14 protein-coding genes and 1 riboswitch are annotated in these 14,262 nt (G+C 59.9%); of the genes, 7 read left to right on the top strand and 7 right to left on the bottom strand.

All coding sequences use genetic code 11. The features are described from left to right. Nucleotides 1–199: 199 nt before the first annotated feature. Entirely contained in the window at nt 200–877 is a 678-nt protein-coding gene (gene deoC, locus QZ471_RS17280) for a deoxyribose-phosphate aldolase (protein WP_295466046.1), read from the top strand. 358 nt (nt 878–1,235) lie between these two features. Here the strand turns inward: deoC and QZ471_RS17285 are convergent, their stop codons facing one another. Genes QZ471_RS17285 through QZ471_RS17300 form a run of 4 tightly spaced genes read right to left on the bottom strand, consistent with a single transcriptional unit; the run spans nt 1,236 to nt 5,082 of the window. Next, the gene (locus QZ471_RS17285) at nt 1,236–2,576 is read right to left on the bottom strand and encodes a hypothetical protein (RefSeq protein WP_295466048.1); all 1,341 of its coding nucleotides are present in this window, start codon (nt 2,574–2,576) and stop codon (nt 1,236–1,238) included. A gap of 11 nt (nt 2,577–2,587) precedes the next feature. Continuing rightward, complete coding sequence (locus QZ471_RS17290; RefSeq protein WP_295466050.1) at nt 2,588–3,340, bottom strand: SDR family NAD(P)-dependent oxidoreductase; 753 nt, start codon at nt 3,338–3,340, stop codon at nt 2,588–2,590. Beyond that, nucleotides 3,341–4,642: an FAD-binding oxidoreductase gene (locus QZ471_RS17295; protein WP_295466052.1), complete on the bottom strand. Its 1,302-nt coding sequence runs from the start codon at nt 4,640–4,642 to the stop codon at nt 3,341–3,343. Continuing rightward, the gene (locus QZ471_RS17300; RefSeq protein ID WP_295466054.1) at nt 4,639–5,082 is read right to left on the bottom strand and encodes a GtrA family protein; all 444 of its coding nucleotides are present in this window, start codon (nt 5,080–5,082) and stop codon (nt 4,639–4,641) included. The genes QZ471_RS17295 and QZ471_RS17300 overlap by 4 nt, the downstream gene beginning before the upstream one ends. Between QZ471_RS17300 and QZ471_RS17305 the strand changes: the two genes are divergently transcribed. Together QZ471_RS17305 and QZ471_RS17310 are read left to right on the top strand one after the other, a co-directional pair. Next, nucleotides 5,077–5,961, top strand: a complete 885-nt coding sequence (locus QZ471_RS17305) for a decaprenyl-phosphate phosphoribosyltransferase (RefSeq protein ID WP_295466056.1) — start codon at nt 5,077–5,079, stop codon at nt 5,959–5,961. The two genes, QZ471_RS17300 and QZ471_RS17305, sit on opposite strands and share 6 nt — an antisense overlap. A gap of 2 nt (nt 5,962–5,963) precedes the next feature. Beyond that, entirely contained in the window at nt 5,964–6,380 is a 417-nt protein-coding gene (locus tag QZ471_RS17310) for a divergent PAP2 family protein (protein WP_295466058.1), read from the top strand. Between the two features lie 173 nt (nt 6,381–6,553). Here the strand turns inward: QZ471_RS17310 and cobM are convergent, their stop codons facing one another. The 3 genes from cobM to cbiE all read right to left on the bottom strand — a co-directional run bounded on the left by cobM (nt 6,554) and on the right by cbiE (nt 9,688). Continuing rightward, nucleotides 6,554–7,285: a precorrin-4 C(11)-methyltransferase gene (gene cobM / locus QZ471_RS17315; protein WP_295466060.1), complete on the bottom strand. Its 732-nt coding sequence runs from the start codon at nt 7,283–7,285 to the stop codon at nt 6,554–6,556. Continuing rightward, the gene (locus QZ471_RS17320; RefSeq protein WP_295466062.1) at nt 7,282–8,004 is read right to left on the bottom strand and encodes a cobalt-precorrin-6A reductase; all 723 of its coding nucleotides are present in this window, start codon (nt 8,002–8,004) and stop codon (nt 7,282–7,284) included. Before QZ471_RS17320 ends, cobM begins: the two co-directional genes overlap by 4 nt. Nucleotides 8,005–8,485: 481 nt before the next feature. Then, complete coding sequence (gene cbiE, locus QZ471_RS17325; protein WP_295466064.1) at nt 8,486–9,688, bottom strand: precorrin-6y C5,15-methyltransferase (decarboxylating) subunit CbiE; 1,203 nt, start codon at nt 9,686–9,688, stop codon at nt 8,486–8,488. Between the two features lie 98 nt (nt 9,689–9,786). On the opposite strand from cbiE, the gene cobG reads away from it, so the two are divergent. The 4 genes from cobG to cobJ are packed head-to-tail and all read left to right on the top strand — an operon-like array spanning nt 9,787 to nt 14,090. Further along, nucleotides 9,787–11,073: a precorrin-3B synthase gene (cobG, locus tag QZ471_RS17330; protein ID WP_295466066.1), complete on the top strand. Its 1,287-nt coding sequence runs from the start codon at nt 9,787–9,789 to the stop codon at nt 11,071–11,073. After that, a complete protein-coding gene (locus tag QZ471_RS17335) occupies nt 11,066–11,692 on the top strand; it encodes a precorrin-8X methylmutase (protein ID WP_295466068.1) in 627 nt (208 codons plus the stop codon). The genes cobG and QZ471_RS17335 overlap by 8 nt, the downstream gene beginning before the upstream one ends. Continuing rightward, entirely contained in the window at nt 11,692–12,432 is a 741-nt protein-coding gene (locus tag QZ471_RS17340; protein ID WP_295466070.1) for a precorrin-2 C(20)-methyltransferase, read from the top strand. Before QZ471_RS17335 ends, QZ471_RS17340 begins: the two co-directional genes overlap by 1 nt. Continuing rightward, a complete protein-coding gene (cobJ, locus tag QZ471_RS17345; protein WP_295466072.1) occupies nt 12,420–14,090 on the top strand; it encodes a precorrin-3B C(17)-methyltransferase in 1,671 nt (556 codons plus the stop codon). Before QZ471_RS17340 ends, cobJ begins: the two co-directional genes overlap by 13 nt. A gap of 6 nt (nt 14,091–14,096) precedes the next feature. Continuing rightward, nucleotides 14,097–14,245, top strand: a riboswitch (cobalamin riboswitch). Nucleotides 14,246–14,262: the final 17 nt, after the last annotated feature.

A 14,262-nucleotide genomic window follows, 5' to 3' on the forward strand; every position in this document is an offset into this window, starting at 1 on the left:
AATCTGCTGCGCGTCGGCCAAACTGCGTTGAAAAGGCCTTCGGAATGCTCATTTACCCTTCGTAAACTCCGCTTCCTCAGGCCTTTCGCCTTGTTTGTCTCTAGCTCGCGAGATTATGAAAAGGCTCCAAGATGCCTGGCCCCGGTCGCCGTGACCGGGGGCGGGGTTCATACTGCAGCCTTCACCCCTGGAGGTTTCCATGCAGCCCGATGCCCCTTCGCTCGCCGCCCATATCGATCATACCCTGCTCGCCGCCGACGCCAGTCGCGTGCGTATCGCTCAGTTGTGCGCCGAGGCCATGACCCATGGCTTCTATTCGGTGTGCGTGAATTCAGGCCAGGTGCCCTATGCGGCCGAGCAACTGGCCGGCAGCCCGGTCAAGGTCTGCGCGGTGGTGGGCTTTCCGCTGGGCGCCGGGCTGAGCGCGGCCAAGGCGTTCGAAGCCGAGCAGGCCATCGCCGCCGGAGCCGGGGAGATTGACATGGTGCTCAACCTTGGCTGGCTCAAGGATGGCCTGCTGGACGAGGTGTCCGCCGACATCGCCGCGGTGTTGGCCGCCTGTGGCGCGGTGCCGCTCAAGGTGATCCTGGAGACCGGCCTGCTCGACGACACCCAGAAGCGCCAGGCCTGCCGCATCTGTCGCGACCTCGGGGTGGCCTTCGTCAAGACCTCGACGGGCTTCGGCCACGGCGGCGCGACCCTGGAAGACGTGCGGCTAATGCGTGAGGAGGTGGGGCCTGAGCTGGGCGTCAAGGCGTCCGGTGGGGTGCGCGACCGGGCTACGGCCCTGGCCATGCTGGCGGTCGGCGCGACGCGGCTGGGGACCAGTTCGGGGGTGGCCATCGTCAGTGGGGGCGAGGGTGGGGCGGGGTATTAGGGCTTCTTTTGCCTGCAAATAGATTGTGTTGAGCGCTCAATAGAGAAAGCTCTCATCTTCAAACTTGCTGAGGGCAGGAATATTTGCAGTTTGCTCCATACTTCGAGAGTTGCTTGCCTACCCCATACCGCTAGGCCAAGGGTGATCTGTCATGATCTATTAGTCCCGGATACTGTTTAAATTTTCCTCGGCAATGGCGGGCGTAACATGCCATGGGATTGATGCGTCCGCTGTTAGTTTTAATGTTGTATCAGCAACCTGCTAATGTCGTGTAGTGTCTGGGTGACTCACAGCTATTGATAGCTACGTCATAGCTGGTCCATAAATAGGCGCATAGAGTTGACCTTATAAGGTGGTGCTATTTAATTATAAATAGTTCGCTTTTTTTTAAAAAAGAATTGATTCTTTTGTTTTGTAGTTCTTCAGGTGTGAACGGCTGCCAGCCTATATAAGCTTTGCTGTTCAAAATGCCGCCTGTACTGTCTCCCTTTAAAAGTATACTCAGAGAAGGGTTCGTCCAAGGCCAGCTGAAGGAATTATACCCATTATAAGGGGCGAGCAGTTTGAATTCGTCGATGGGGGACCATCCTGAAGCTGCTTGCGCCTCTATCTCAAAACGCTTGATCCAATTGGAAAAGTCGATGGAATGGGTGGTGGATACGAAATAAAGTGGCGCGAAAGCGATCAGCGATATAGTTGCCGTAAATTTGGTTTTGCTTTGCGGTAATGAGTAATTTCTATATTTTTTATATATGTCAATCGCAAGTGTTGCAGCGAAAACGTAGCACAAAATTAGACCTGAAGCTGATCTGAATGTGTAGTTCATGCTTGGTGAGTTCCAAGGCTGTTGGCTTGTGATGACTAAAATGACGGTTGCTAAAAATAGCAAGATGGTAAGAGGTTTTGCTTGTTGCAGGGGTATTTGGTTTATGAAGTAGGTTGTGGTTAATAAAATTAGAAATATAAATTGTTTATTTTTTATTGTGCTTAATATGTTCCCTGCTGCTGCTAAATTCGCGGGATCTCTTGGGTATAGCATGGAAGAGGCCGAGACTGTTACAGCGGCTGAGAAAAGGAAAAGCAAGAAGAATAAAGTGAGTTTGCTTCGTGTGTTAATGCTAGGTGCGGTCTCGTTCAGTTTGATCGCTGCAAGAGCAAAAAGGACTGGTCCTATGAAGATCATGGCTTCGTAGGATCTTGTAAGGCATATCGCAGACAAAATAAGCAAGATTGAGTCTGTGCGGTTAAGGCTGCCCTTTATTAAAGTTGAGAAGCAGTAGGCAGATAATGCATATGTTAAATTATACTCACCTATAGCAAAAAAACCAGAGGAAAGATAGGTTGCAGAAAATGCGATAAGTAGGGTCCAGAAGTGACTCGATTTTAAGTGCTGAGCTAAGGCTAGAAGCCAGACGAGCGCTGGGATTCCTATAACTCCAAAATTATATATGTATATCAGGCTTGTGATGTCTTTTATATTTAGTTTGATTCCGATTATAATGGGTGTTTGAGTTACTATTTGAGCAAAGGCTCTGGGGTGATCAAAATCCCAGTATGCTTCTCTTGAGAGGATGTTGTAGAGAAAGAATGATCCGTCGGCATAAAGCCCTTTTACTGCGTAGAGGTCTATTGCAGCGATCAAAAGGATAGCTATGAGGATCGTTTTTTTTATCAACACGTCACAATAATGTGGCCTCATTTTAACTTGCTCTATATGTTGATTTTATTGAAAATAAAGTTTGGCAGGTGTTGTATGATTAACATAATTAATCGCCATTTCTTTGGGGTGTATATGACGGATTTTCCTGACTCCAAGCCTTCGATAATCTGTTTTGCTACATCTTCAGCGGACGCTAGTTTGGCGCCTTTGTCTTTTAGGTGGGCTGTCATTGGTGTATCTGTTGGGCCAGGGTTGATTAATATCACTTTCACCCCTGTGCTTGCAAAGCGGTGCTGCATTCCTTGAGCATAGCGAGTGACCAATCCTTTGGCTGCTCCATATATGTAATTAGATTTGCGTCCCCGCTCGCCTGCCACGGAGCTTATTAAGGCAATAGTACCGTAGGCAGTTTTTTCCATCTCTTTAGCAAAGGCTTCTGCGTAAAGGACAGGTGATAGCCCATTGATTTCTAGTGCACTACGGCAAACCTTAAGATCATATTGGCATTCGGTTTGGTCAGGAAGCGACCCATGCGCGATCAATACGATATCTATTCGGCCTGACTGTGCAATATTTTCAGCTGTAGCAGTTATGGCTACTGAATCCAAAAAATCTGCTTTGACGACTTGGATCTCTGATTCTGGACAGCGTACCCGAAGATCCTTTGCTACTCGTTCGACGCGTTGCACGTCGCGTCCAACCAAAATAAGGTCAAGGTGCTGTTTTTCCAGCCATAGCCTAGCGCATTGTTCGGCGATGGCTGAGGTGGCACCAATAATTACGATTTTTTTCTTGCTGATCATTTAGCTTCCCATTAGGCGGCGCGATAGGCTGGAGCTTATGCCACTGTCACGATATCTCTTGAATTCATCCAGGCGAGGAAAGCCTGCCTCAAAAAGCTCCCTAGGCATTCGAGCATCTTTTGCTGGATAAATACGGCCATTAGCTTCACGCACAATGGCGTCTAAGCGATCAAATAGTTTATGCGTTATCCCTCCAAGATTCGGGAAGTCCATTGCTAATGTTACCCCCGGCTGTGGGAAACTCAGCATGCCTAGTGGTTGGCGGTCACCAAAGGTCTTTAAAACAGCTAGGAAAGAACCACTCATTGATCGTGCAATTTCCTTTAACATGGCCTGCGTTGCATCTTTACCTATGTCTCGAGGCACAACGCTTTGATATTGAAAGAATCCCTTTGGGCCATACAGTCGGTTCCATTGCAGAAGATTGTCTAGCGGGTAGAAAAATTGCTCATAATACGTAATGGATGTCCCTGCTTGTCTTTTTTTGAGATGATAATACATTGTATTGAAAGGACGTAGTGATAGCCTGTTGATTAAGGATATGGGGGGTACTATAGGTATAGTTATGCTGCGCTTTTTAGGAATTGGGCGTTCGACTATTCCAGTGTGATTTCCACGCATGAACAGGCCGCGACCATTGCTGCCACTGATACAGTCTATCCACGATACGGTATATTCCCATCCTGCTTCGGATTCATCTGCGAGATGGAAAAAATCATCTAGGTTTGAATAGGGGATTGTCTCCGTATGCAGCCAGGGACTGCCTACCTTCCTTAACTGAATTTCAGCTTGAGTGATTATACCGGTAAGGCCCATGCCGCCGATAGTGGAAGCAAACCAGTCCGGTCGTTCAGTCGGGCTGCATTGGATAACTTCACCGTCGGTTCGGATTAAAGAAAGGCTTTTTAAATGATCGCCAAAAGAACCTACGGCATGATGATTTTTGCCGTGTACGTCATTGGCAATCGCTCCGCCTACGGTTACCAGCTGAGTACCTGGCGTGACGGGTAAAATCCAGCCGCGTGGAATAGCAAATAGCTGTATGTCTCGTAATGTGACACCGGCCTCGCATACAATGCGCCCATTTTTTTCATCGAAACCGATGAGGTGGTTTAGGCCAGTTGTAACCCAAAGCGTACCCTCTGGGTTTAAACAAACATCGCCGTAGCTGCGCCCCATGCCATGAGCTACACCTGGGTGAGTTGTATGGCAAACGAGTTCTTTAGTCGTAAATGGGTCGCTTAGTCTTACTATGCGATGAGGGGACGCATTCAGTCGTCCCCAAGAGCTAGCTATATTCATATGGAGTTCTTGCAGAAGACGAACCGTTTGTCTAGGTGGTACTTGATAAAATAGCCTATTGCAAGCCCAATAATGCCGCCAAAATAGCGCATTTTCTTGGACTCGAAGATCAAGTGGAAGCCATACTCAAAGCCCCAAAATATCATGGTTGTCACCAGTCCCATGATGGTGTATAGAGCAAAAAGTTGAGTGTCATGAGATGTGTTGAGTGTCTTGAATTTAAAAATATATCGCTTATCAAGAATGTACTTGACAAGGAGGCCTATTGATGTTCCAAAAAAAATCGACGATGGAAGCTGAAGAGCGCCGCTGTACATGCGGGTGACTAGCTCTTGAGCGCCGATATTTGCTGCAGTCGAGATTAATGCGAAAATGGCATAGCTGATAGCCAACCTAGTTGTAGACATTGATGATATCACTGAGGTCAAAGAAAGATGCATGATACCGTAATGCGGCGCTCGCTTCTAGCGCAGGTGCTAGGGCTAGTCAAGTTGATGCGGCCCAAGCAGTGGGTAAAGAACGGTTTTGTTCTGGCGCCATTAGTTTTTGCCGGCTTTTTTTTGGATGCTAGAGCCGTTGGTCACGCGTTGTCGGCAATGGTTCTATTTTGTGTTGCTTCGTCGGCAACATATGTTGTTAACGATATGCACGATATCGAGCGAGATCGTCGACATCCAAAAAAATCAAAAACCCGGCCTTTGGCGAGTGGGATTGTTTCTAAATTCGCTGCTACGATTTTGCTCGTGGTGTTATATGGCGTTTTGGTACTGGGCTGGTTTGTTGCTCCGAAAGTTATAGGTGTTATTGCTTTCTACTTGATTTTGAATGTCGGTTACACTTTTGTGTTCAAGCATCAGCCAGTGGTCGATATATTTGTCATTGCTATAGGCTTTGTGTTGCGCGTTTATGCGGGTGCCATGGCATTGGATGTTCCTGTTTCCTCTTGGATGTTTATCACTACCCTTTGTTTGGCTTTGTATCTGGCCGCCGTGAAGCGTCGCCAGGAACTCAGTAAGAGTGGTAGTGAAGGGCGTCAGGTGCTTGAGAAATACTCCGCATCACTCGTGGATCGCTATGCGGAAATGTCAGCAACTGGAGCATTACTTTTTTATAGCATGTTCGTAATGTCTGCCAAGCCTGAATTGGTGGTTACGATTCCGCTGGTTTTGTTTGGCTTATTCCGTTATTGGTTCGTAGTAGAGGCTCTTGATGGTGGTGAGTCGCCTACAGATGCGCTGTTCGCTGACTGGCAGCTATTACTTACAGTTGTGCTTTGGGTGGTTGCATGTGGTTGGATGCTTTGGCCGGTGCAGGGGTAATCATGGTCATCTCTTATGCTCTTACACCATTTTTGGCATGGCTTGTTGCTGGAACGTCAAAATTTATTATCAATAGTTTCAAGGCCAAGCAACTTGCTTTTGGGCTAGTCGGCTATGGCGGGTTGCCGAGTAATCACAGTGCGATAGTAAGTAGCATGGCCGCGCTTATCGCTTTCAAGGAGGGCATTGGGAGTCCTTCCTTTGGTGTCGCTATTGCGCTGGCTTTTATTGTTATTCTTGATGCTGCCAGTCTTCGTCGGCAAATAGGAAGGCAGGCTGTTATTCTTAACAGGCTGGCGGCTGGATCCTCTGGTTACCGGCCGGTGCGTGAACGTATGGGTCACACTCGAGTAGAAATTGCTGCTGGGGTCATGGTCGGTGTCTTAGTTGCTATGGCTGTCAGTAAATATTTGAGTTGATAGTTGCGTTGCACGATGGTTCTCCGGTATTGGTGGTTGGTCGATGAGTACCTATGCCCTGCTGTTCCCTATTATATAGTTATCAGTCGATATTGATGCGGTTGATCAATAATTATTAAGTCTTGCTCCGAGTTTATTTTCGCTGGACTTTTATATTGCTCATCAATAAAGGCTTACTCTGATCCTTGGCTGTACAGCTTGGAATCGCTGAAGTCCCCCGGCGCCAGTACCTCGCCGACCAGGATCAGCGCGGTGCGGCGGAAGTCCTTGTCGCGGGCCCGTTCGACGATGTCGGCCAGGGTGCCCTGGACGCTGTCCTGGTCCGGCCAGCTGGCGCGGTGGACGATGGCCACCGGGCAGACGGGGCCGTAGTACGGCAGCAGGTCGGCGACGATGCGCTCCAGCTGGCCCACGCCGAGATGGATGGCCAGGGTGGCGCGGTGGCGGGCCAGGTCGGCCAGGGCCTCGCCCTCCGGCATGGCGGTACGGCTGGCGTAGCGGGTGAGGATCACTGTCTGGCTGACCCCCGGCAGGGTCAGTTCGCAACCCAGCAGCGCGGCGCAGGCGGCGGTGGCGGTCACCCCGGGGACGATCTCGTAGGGAATGCCCAGCGCCTGCAGGCGGCGGATCTGCTCGCCGATGGCGCCGTACAGCGAGGGATCGCCGGAGTGCACCCGGGCCACGTCCTGCCCGCGGGCATGGGCGGCGGCCAGGTGGCCGACGATGGTGTCGAGATCCAGGCTGGCGGTGTCGATCACCGTCTCGGCGCTATGACCTTCCAGCACCGCGGGCGGCACCAGGGAGCCGGCATAGAGGATCACCGGGCACTGGCGGATCAGCCGCTGGCCCTTGACGGTGATGAGGTCGGGATCGCCGGGACCGGCGCCGATGAAATGGACGGTCATGGGGTTTCCTTGGTCAGGGCTGCGAGCAGGTCGGCGACGCTGGCGAATTCACGATCGACGGTGGGCAAGGCGGGGCGGCGCAAGATCAGCACCGGCAAGCCCCGCTCGCGGGCCACCTGCAGCTTGGGCTGGGTGGCGGCGCTGCCACTGTTCTTGCTGATCAGCACATCGAACTCTCCGTCGCCAAACAGCGCGCGTTCGGCTTCCAGGGCGAAGGGACCACGGTCGGCGATGATCCGTGCCCGCTCGGCAACGGGCTGAGCGTCGAGCAGGCGCAGGGTCCAGAACTGGTGGGTCGGGATCTCCGCGAGGTGCTCCAGGGGTTCGCGCCCCAGGGTAAAGAAGGGACGCGCGAAGGGCGCCAGCGCGGTTTGCAATTCGGCCCAGTCGGCCACCTCGCGCCAGTTATCGTCGGCTCCGGCCTGCCAGCCCGGGCGGCGCAGGGCCCAGCAGGGGACACCGGCCTGGGCCGCGGCAAGGGCGGCGTTTTTGCTGATTCGGGCGGCGTAGGGATGGGTGGCGTCCAGCAGCAGGTCGATGCTTTCACTGTGGAGAAAGGCGGCCAGGCCCGCGGCACCACCGTAGCCACCGACCCGCACCTGGCAGGGCAGGTCCTGGGGTACGCGACCGAGACCGGCCAGGCTGTAGATAGCCGCGGCCGGCAGCGTGCGAGCGATGGCCAGGGCTTCGGTGGTGCCGCCGAGCAGAAGGATCTTCATCGGGTTGCTTCCAGCTGGGCGCCGTGGGTTTGGTCAGGCATGGCGCGCCCTCACCCCGGCCCCTCTCCCCGAGGGAGAGGGGAGGAAAAGCGGTGCCTGGAGTCGAGTCGGGGAGCAGGACGGCTAGTCTCCCTGTAGAGCAGAATAGGAGGCGTCAGTCCGGACGCCAGACTTCCACCCCACCACCTAGCCGCCCTCTCTCCCCTGTGGGGAGAGGGGGCAAGGAGCAGCTCAGAGTCTTCAAGGATGAAAGGGGCACACCCAACCACCCCCCTTCCCCCGTGGGGAGGGGGCAGGGGTAAGGAGGCAGTGCGCGGCTCAGAGTCTTCAAGGATGGAAGGGACACACCCAACCGCCCCCTCTCCCCCGCGGGGAGAGGGTTGGGGTGAGGGGGCAAGGCGCTGCGTACAGTCTGCACGTATGGAAGGGACACACCCGATCACCCTCTCTTCCCTCGGGGAGCGGCGACCAAGATCAGCACTCACGACTTCACCACCTCCAACAAGGTGATAGGCAGCGCCGCACGCCAGGTGTCGAAGGCGCCCAGCGGCTGGGCCTGGGCCACCTGCAGGCGGGTCAGGTCGCCACCGTGGCGTGCGCGGAAAGCCACCAGGGCGGCCTCGGTCTGCAGGGTCACGGCGTTGGCGACCAGGCGACCGCCGGGACGCAAGGCCGCCCAGCAGGTGTCCAGCACCCCTGGCGCGGTGAGGCCGCCGCCGATGAAGATGGCGTCCGGGGTGGCCAGACCGGTCAGGGCCTCCGGTGCCTGGCCGGCCACCAGGTGCAGGGCCGGGGCGCCGAGGTGATCGCGGTTATGGAGGATATGCGCCTGGCGTCCGGCGTCGGCCTCGATGGCCAGTACCCGGCAACTGGGATGGCTGCGCGCCCATTCGATGCCGATGGAGCCGCAGCCGGCGCCCACGTCCCATAGCAGCTCGCCAGGGCGCGGCGCCAGGCGCGCCAGGGTCACGGCGCGCACGTCTCTCTTGGTCAGTTGGCCGTCGTGGCGATAGGCGCTGTCCGGCAGGCCGGGGGTGAGCGGCAGGCCCGTCTCACCGGTCTCGCTGAGGACCTCGATGGCCACCAGATTCAACGCTGCCGCTTCGGCCAGTGACCAAGCCTGGGCGCTGCCGGTGATGCGGCGTTCCAGGGGGCCGCCCAGGTGTTCCAACACCTGCAACTGGCTGGCGCCAAAGCCCTGCTCCACCAGCAGCTCGGCCAAGGCAGCGGGACTGCGGCCGTCGTTGCTCAGCACCAGCAGCCGGGCACCCGGATGCAGGTGGTGCACCACCCCGGCCAGGGGCCGGGCCACCACCGACAGCAACGCCACCTCCTGCAGGGGCCAGCCCAGGCGGGCCGCGGCCAGGGAATAGGAGGAGGGCGCCGGTAGCACCTGCAGTTCGTCGGCCGACAGCTGGCGCGAGAGGCTCGCGCCGACGCCGAACAGCATGGGATCACCGCTGGCCAGCACGCAAACCGGCGTACCGCGCCGGTCCAGGACCGGGGCCAGGGCGAAGGGCTGCGGCCAGGGCTCGCGGGTGGCGCGGATGCAGGGTGGCAGCAGCGCCAGCTGGCGCGGACCGCCGATGACGACCTGCGCCTCCAGCAGGGCGCGACGCGCCTGCTTGCCGAGGCCGGGGTAGCCGTCTTCGCCGATACCCACCACGGTCAGCCAGGGGATCATGAACAAACCTCATCGAACGTCAGCCGACCGGGCGTTTTCAAGGGGTCGGGCAAAGCGGGCATAATAGCGGCTTTCTCCGTCCAGCCCGACCTTCCGCCGTGAATCCTCTGTCTTCCTCCGCCACCGTCCCGCGGCCCTCGGCCTGTCCGGGATTGCTGCGCATCGTGCCCGCGCGCGATGGCGGCCTGTGCCGGGTGAAGTTGCCGGGTGGACGACTAACGGCAGACCAGGCACGGGCCATCGCTGCCGCCAGCGAGCGCTGGGCGACTGGGGTTTTGGAACTGACCAACAGAGCCAACCTGCAACTGCGTGGCGTGCGCCCGGAAGGGGCCGATGCCCTGGTCGCTGACTTGCAAGCCGCCGGTCTGGGCCCCAGCGATCCGGCTGCCGACGACGTGCGCAATCTGTTGCTGAGCCCTGCGGCGGGCCGCGATCCGCAACAGCAGCAGGACGTCCGCCCCCTGGCCGCCGAACTGCTGGCCCTGTTGGAAGGCGACCGCCGCCTGCATGGGCTATCGGCCAAGTTCGCCCTGCAATTGGACGGCGGCGAAGCCCTGGCGCGGCTCGATCATCCCCACGATGTCTGGCTGTCGGCGCGCGCCGAGGGCTTCGTGCTCGGCCTGGCCGGTACGCTGCTGGATGCACCCCTGGGTCTGATCCCCGTGGGGCACGAGGTAGCCACGGTGGCGACCCTGCTGCATCGCTTTCTCGACCTGGCCGGTCCCGAGCAGAGCCGCATGCGACAGTTGCTGGCGCAATATCCGGTCGAGGAGCTGCTGGTCGGTCTGGATCTGCTGCCGACTCCAAGCCAGCCACGCGCGCCAGCGGAAACCGCCAGGCGCCTGGGTAGCCATCCCCAGCGCCAAGCCGGCTTCCACTGGGTCGGCACCCAACCCGCCCTGGGTCGACTGCCAGCCGCGACCCTGGCCGCGGTCGCCGACCTGGCCGAGCGCCTGGGCAATGGCGACCTGCACCTCACCCCCTGGCAGGGCCTGCTGCTGCCGGATGTACCAGTAGATAAGGCAGCCGAGCTGCTCGCCTTGCTGGCTGCCCTGGAGCTGACCACCGATGCCGCGGCGCCCCTGGCCCGATTGGTCGCCTGTACCGGCAGCCAGGGCTGCGCCAAGGGCCAGGCCGACACCAAGGGCGATGCGCTGCGCCTGGCCGGGCAGCTGCCCGCGGACGTCGAGGTGCACCTCTCCGGTTGCCCACGCAGTTGCGCCCTGGCCGGCCAGGCCCCCCACACCCTGCTGGCGGTGGCCCCCGGCCGCTATGACCTCTTCGCGCGCGACGCTACCCAGCCCGGTCCGGGCCGGCGGCGCGCCACCCAACTATCCCTCGACGAGGCCGCCGCCTGGCTGGCCCGGAGTCCTAGTGATGCTTGAATACGAACGCGACGGCCAGGCGATTTATCGCCAATCCTTCGCCACCATCCGCGCCGAGGCCGATCTCTCGGCCATCCCCGCCGATCTGGAAAAGCTCGCCGTGCGGGTGATCCACGCTTGCGGCATGGTCGACGTGGTCCGGGACCTGGCCTTTTCCCCGGGTGCCGGGGCGGCCGGTCGCGCGGCCCTGGCGGCCGGTGCGCCCATCCTCTGCGACGCGCGCATGGTCGCCGAGGGCGTCACCCGTACCCGGCTGCCGGCGGATAATCAGGTCATCTGCACCCTGCACGACGAGGGCATTCGCGAGCTGGCGCTGGAGCGGGGCAACACCCGCTCGGCAGTGGCCCTGGAGCGCTGGCGGCCGCACCTGGCCGGCAGCGTGGTGGTGATCGGCAATGCCCCCACGGCGCTGTTCTACCTGCTGGAAATGCTCGATGCCGGCGCGCCCAAGCCGGCGCTGATCCTCGGCATGCCGGTGGGCTTCGTCGGGGCGATGGAGTCCAAGGACGCCCTGGCCGCCGACAGCCGTGGCGTGCCCTACGTCATCGTCCGCGGTCGGCGGGGCGGCAGTGCCATGGCCGCCGCGGCGGTCAACGCCCTGGCCACGGAGGTGGAGTGATGGCCGGCCGCCTGCTCGGCCTGGGCGTCGGCCCGGGCGATCCGGAACTCATCACCCTGAAGGCCCTGCGCCTGCTGCAGGGCGCACCGGTAGTGGCCTATTTCGTCGCCAAGGCCAAGGCTAACGTCGGCCAGGGCGGCAATGCCTTCGGCGTCATCGAGGGCTATCTGCAGGACGGCCAGCAGCGCCTGCCGCTGGTCTATCCGGTGACCACCGAAAAGCTGGCGCCGCCGCTGTCCTACGAGACGGTGATCGCCGACTTCTACGACACCGCCGCCGCCCAGGTGGCCGATCATCTGGACGCCGGCCGCGACGTGGCGGTGATCTGCGAGGGCGATCCCTTCTTCTACGGCTCCTATATGTACCTGCACGACCGCCTGGCCGAGCGCTACGAGGCCCAGGTGGTGCCGGGGGTCTGCTCCATGCTCGGCGGCGTGGCCATGCTCGGCCTGCCGCTGGTCTATCGCAACCAGACCCTCACGGTGCTCTCCGGGGTGCTCTCCGCCGAGGAACTCAAGGCGCGCCTGGCGAGCGCCGACGCCGCCGTGGTGATGAAGCTCGGCCGCAACTTCGAGAAGGTGCGTCAGGTCCTGCGTGACCTGGGCCTGGACCAGCGCGCCCGCTACATCGAGCGCGCCACCATGGACAACCAGCGCATCGTCGCGCTGGACGAGGTGGAGCCCATGGCCTCGCCGTATTTCTCGCTGGTAGTGGTGCCGGGGGTGAAATGGAAGGGTTGAGCCCGGCCATCGTCATCCTCGGTCCCGGCGCCCTGGCCACCGCCCGCCGCTTGCAGAGCGGCTTGCCAGGCAGCCTGGTGCACGGCCTGGCCGGCCGGGTCGAGGGCGATGTCAGCTACAGCGCCTTCGGCGACCATCTGCGTGACCTCTATCGGCAACAGCGGCCGTTGGTGGTGCTCTGCGCCGCCGGCATCGTCATCCGCAGCCTGGCGTCCTTGCTGGATGACAAGACCGCCGAGCCGCCGGTGCTGGCGGTGGCCGAGGACGGTAGCGCCGTGGTGCCGCTGCTGGGTGGCCTGGCCGGCGCCAATTGCCTGGCCCGTCAGCTCGGTACGCTGCTGGAGGTGGCCCCGGCCATCACCACCAGTGGCGAACTGAGATTCGGCACCTGTCTGCTCGATCCGCCGGCCGGCTATGCCCTGGCCGATGTCGACGTGGCCAAGCACCGGGTGGCCGATCTGCTGGCCGGTGAGCCGGTGCGCATCGAGGGCGAGGCGCCCTGGCTGGAGGAGGTGCCCCTGGCCCGCGATCCTGGCGCGCGGCAACGCATCCTGGTCTCGCCCATGATCAGCGCTGACGACCACACCCTGTTGATCCATCCCCGCGCCGTGCTGGTGGCGGTGCGCGCCGATGCCACGGCTGCCGCGGTCAGCGAGCGACTCGCCCGCGCCGGCTATGCACCGGCTGCCGTGGCGGTGCTGCTGGCGCGCGCCGAGGACATGCCCGACCTGCGCCTGGCTGAACTGGCCGACGCCCTGAGGCTGCCACTGCGTTTCGTCGATAATACCACCCCTGAATTCGCCGGGCAGGCGGTGGTGCAGGCGCAGGAGGAGGGTGTCGCCCTGTACCTGCACTCGGCGCCGCTGGAGATCGATCTTCTCGGCCAACGCCGCGGGCGCCTTAGCGTGGTGGGCCTCGGCCCCGGTGCGGCGGAGCTCATGGCACCGGTGGTGCGCCGCGCCCTGGACCAGGCCCAGGACGTGCTCGGCTACGCCACCTACGTGAAGTTGGCCGGCCCTTTGCGCCCGGACCAACTGGCCCATGCCAGCGACAACCGCGAGGAATTGCAGCGCGCCCGCCATGCCTTCGAACTGGCCGCCAGCGGGCGCCAGGTGGTGATGGTGTCGTCCGGCGATCCGGGCGTCTTCGCCATGGCCGCCGCGGTGCTGGAGGTGCTGGAAGGCGCCGACGATCCGCGCTGGGCGGCGGTTGAGCTGGAAATCCTGCCAGGCATCACCGCGGCCATGGCCAGCGCCGCCCTGGCCGGCGCGCCCCTGGGCCACGACTTCTGCCTGATTTCCCTGTCCGACAACCTCAAGCCCTGGGCGGTGATCGAGCAGCGCCTGCGCCAGGCCGCCGCGGCGGACCTGGCCATGGCCTTCTACAACCCCATCTCCAAGGCGCGTCCGCACCAGCTGGAGCGGGCGCTGGACGTCCTGCGCAGTTGCCGCCCGGCGACCACCCCGGTGATCCTCGGCCGCGACGTCGGCCGTCCGGGTGGCGGTCTCGAATACACCAGCCTCGGTGCCCTGCGCAGCGAGATGGTGGATTCGCGCACCCTGGTGATCCTCGGCTCCAGCCATACCCGGCGTTTCCCCCGGGCCGATGGCGGTGAATGGGTCTATACGCCGCGCTGGTATGATCCGAAATTGTTATAAAGTAACATTTAGTGCTTGAATCCTGGTCGCCGCTGCCTCACCCTCGGCGACCCCTTAGATCCCTTGGCGGGAAGCCGGTGAGAATCCGGCGCGGTCGCGCCACTGTGAGCTTCAAGAGAAGCGAGCCAGACCTTGCCAGGGGACACCCAACATCCAAAAGGGACGCGTCATC

The sequence above is a fragment of the uncultured Pseudomonas sp. genome (genome assembly GCF_913774235.1).
Classification (GTDB): Bacteria; Pseudomonadota; Gammaproteobacteria; order Pseudomonadales; family Pseudomonadaceae; genus Chryseomonas.

Bases quoted from the DNA above. Each gene is read 5' to 3' on its own strand.
- deoC (WP_295466046.1), top strand. From the start codon at position 200: ATGCAGCCCGATGCCCCTTCGCTCGCCGCCCATATCGATCATACCCTG.
- QZ471_RS17285 (WP_295466048.1), bottom strand. From the start codon at position 2,576: ATGAGGCCACATTATTGTGACGTGTTGATAAAAAAAACGATCCTCATA.
- QZ471_RS17290 (WP_295466050.1), bottom strand. From the start codon at position 3,340: ATGATCAGCAAGAAAAAAATCGTAATTATTGGTGCCACCTCAGCCATC.
- QZ471_RS17295 (WP_295466052.1), bottom strand. From the start codon at position 4,642: ATGAATATAGCTAGCTCTTGGGGACGACTGAATGCGTCCCCTCATCGC.
- QZ471_RS17305 (WP_295466056.1), top strand. From the start codon at position 5,077: ATGCATGATACCGTAATGCGGCGCTCGCTTCTAGCGCAGGTGCTAGGG.
- QZ471_RS17300 (WP_295466054.1), bottom strand. From the start codon at position 5,082: ATGCATCTTTCTTTGACCTCAGTGATATCATCAATGTCTACAACTAGG.
- QZ471_RS17310 (WP_295466058.1), top strand. From the start codon at position 5,964: ATGGTCATCTCTTATGCTCTTACACCATTTTTGGCATGGCTTGTTGCT.
- cobM (WP_295466060.1), bottom strand. From the start codon at position 7,285: ATGACCGTCCATTTCATCGGCGCCGGTCCCGGCGATCCCGACCTCATC.
- QZ471_RS17320 (WP_295466062.1), bottom strand. From the start codon at position 8,004: ATGAAGATCCTTCTGCTCGGCGGCACCACCGAAGCCCTGGCCATCGCT.
- cbiE (WP_295466064.1), bottom strand. From the start codon at position 9,688: ATGATCCCCTGGCTGACCGTGGTGGGTATCGGCGAAGACGGCTACCCC.
- QZ471_RS17335 (WP_295466068.1), top strand. From the start codon at position 11,066: ATGCTTGAATACGAACGCGACGGCCAGGCGATTTATCGCCAATCCTTC.
- QZ471_RS17340 (WP_295466070.1), top strand. From the start codon at position 11,692: ATGGCCGGCCGCCTGCTCGGCCTGGGCGTCGGCCCGGGCGATCCGGAA.
- cobJ (WP_295466072.1), top strand. From the start codon at position 12,420: ATGGAAGGGTTGAGCCCGGCCATCGTCATCCTCGGTCCCGGCGCCCTG.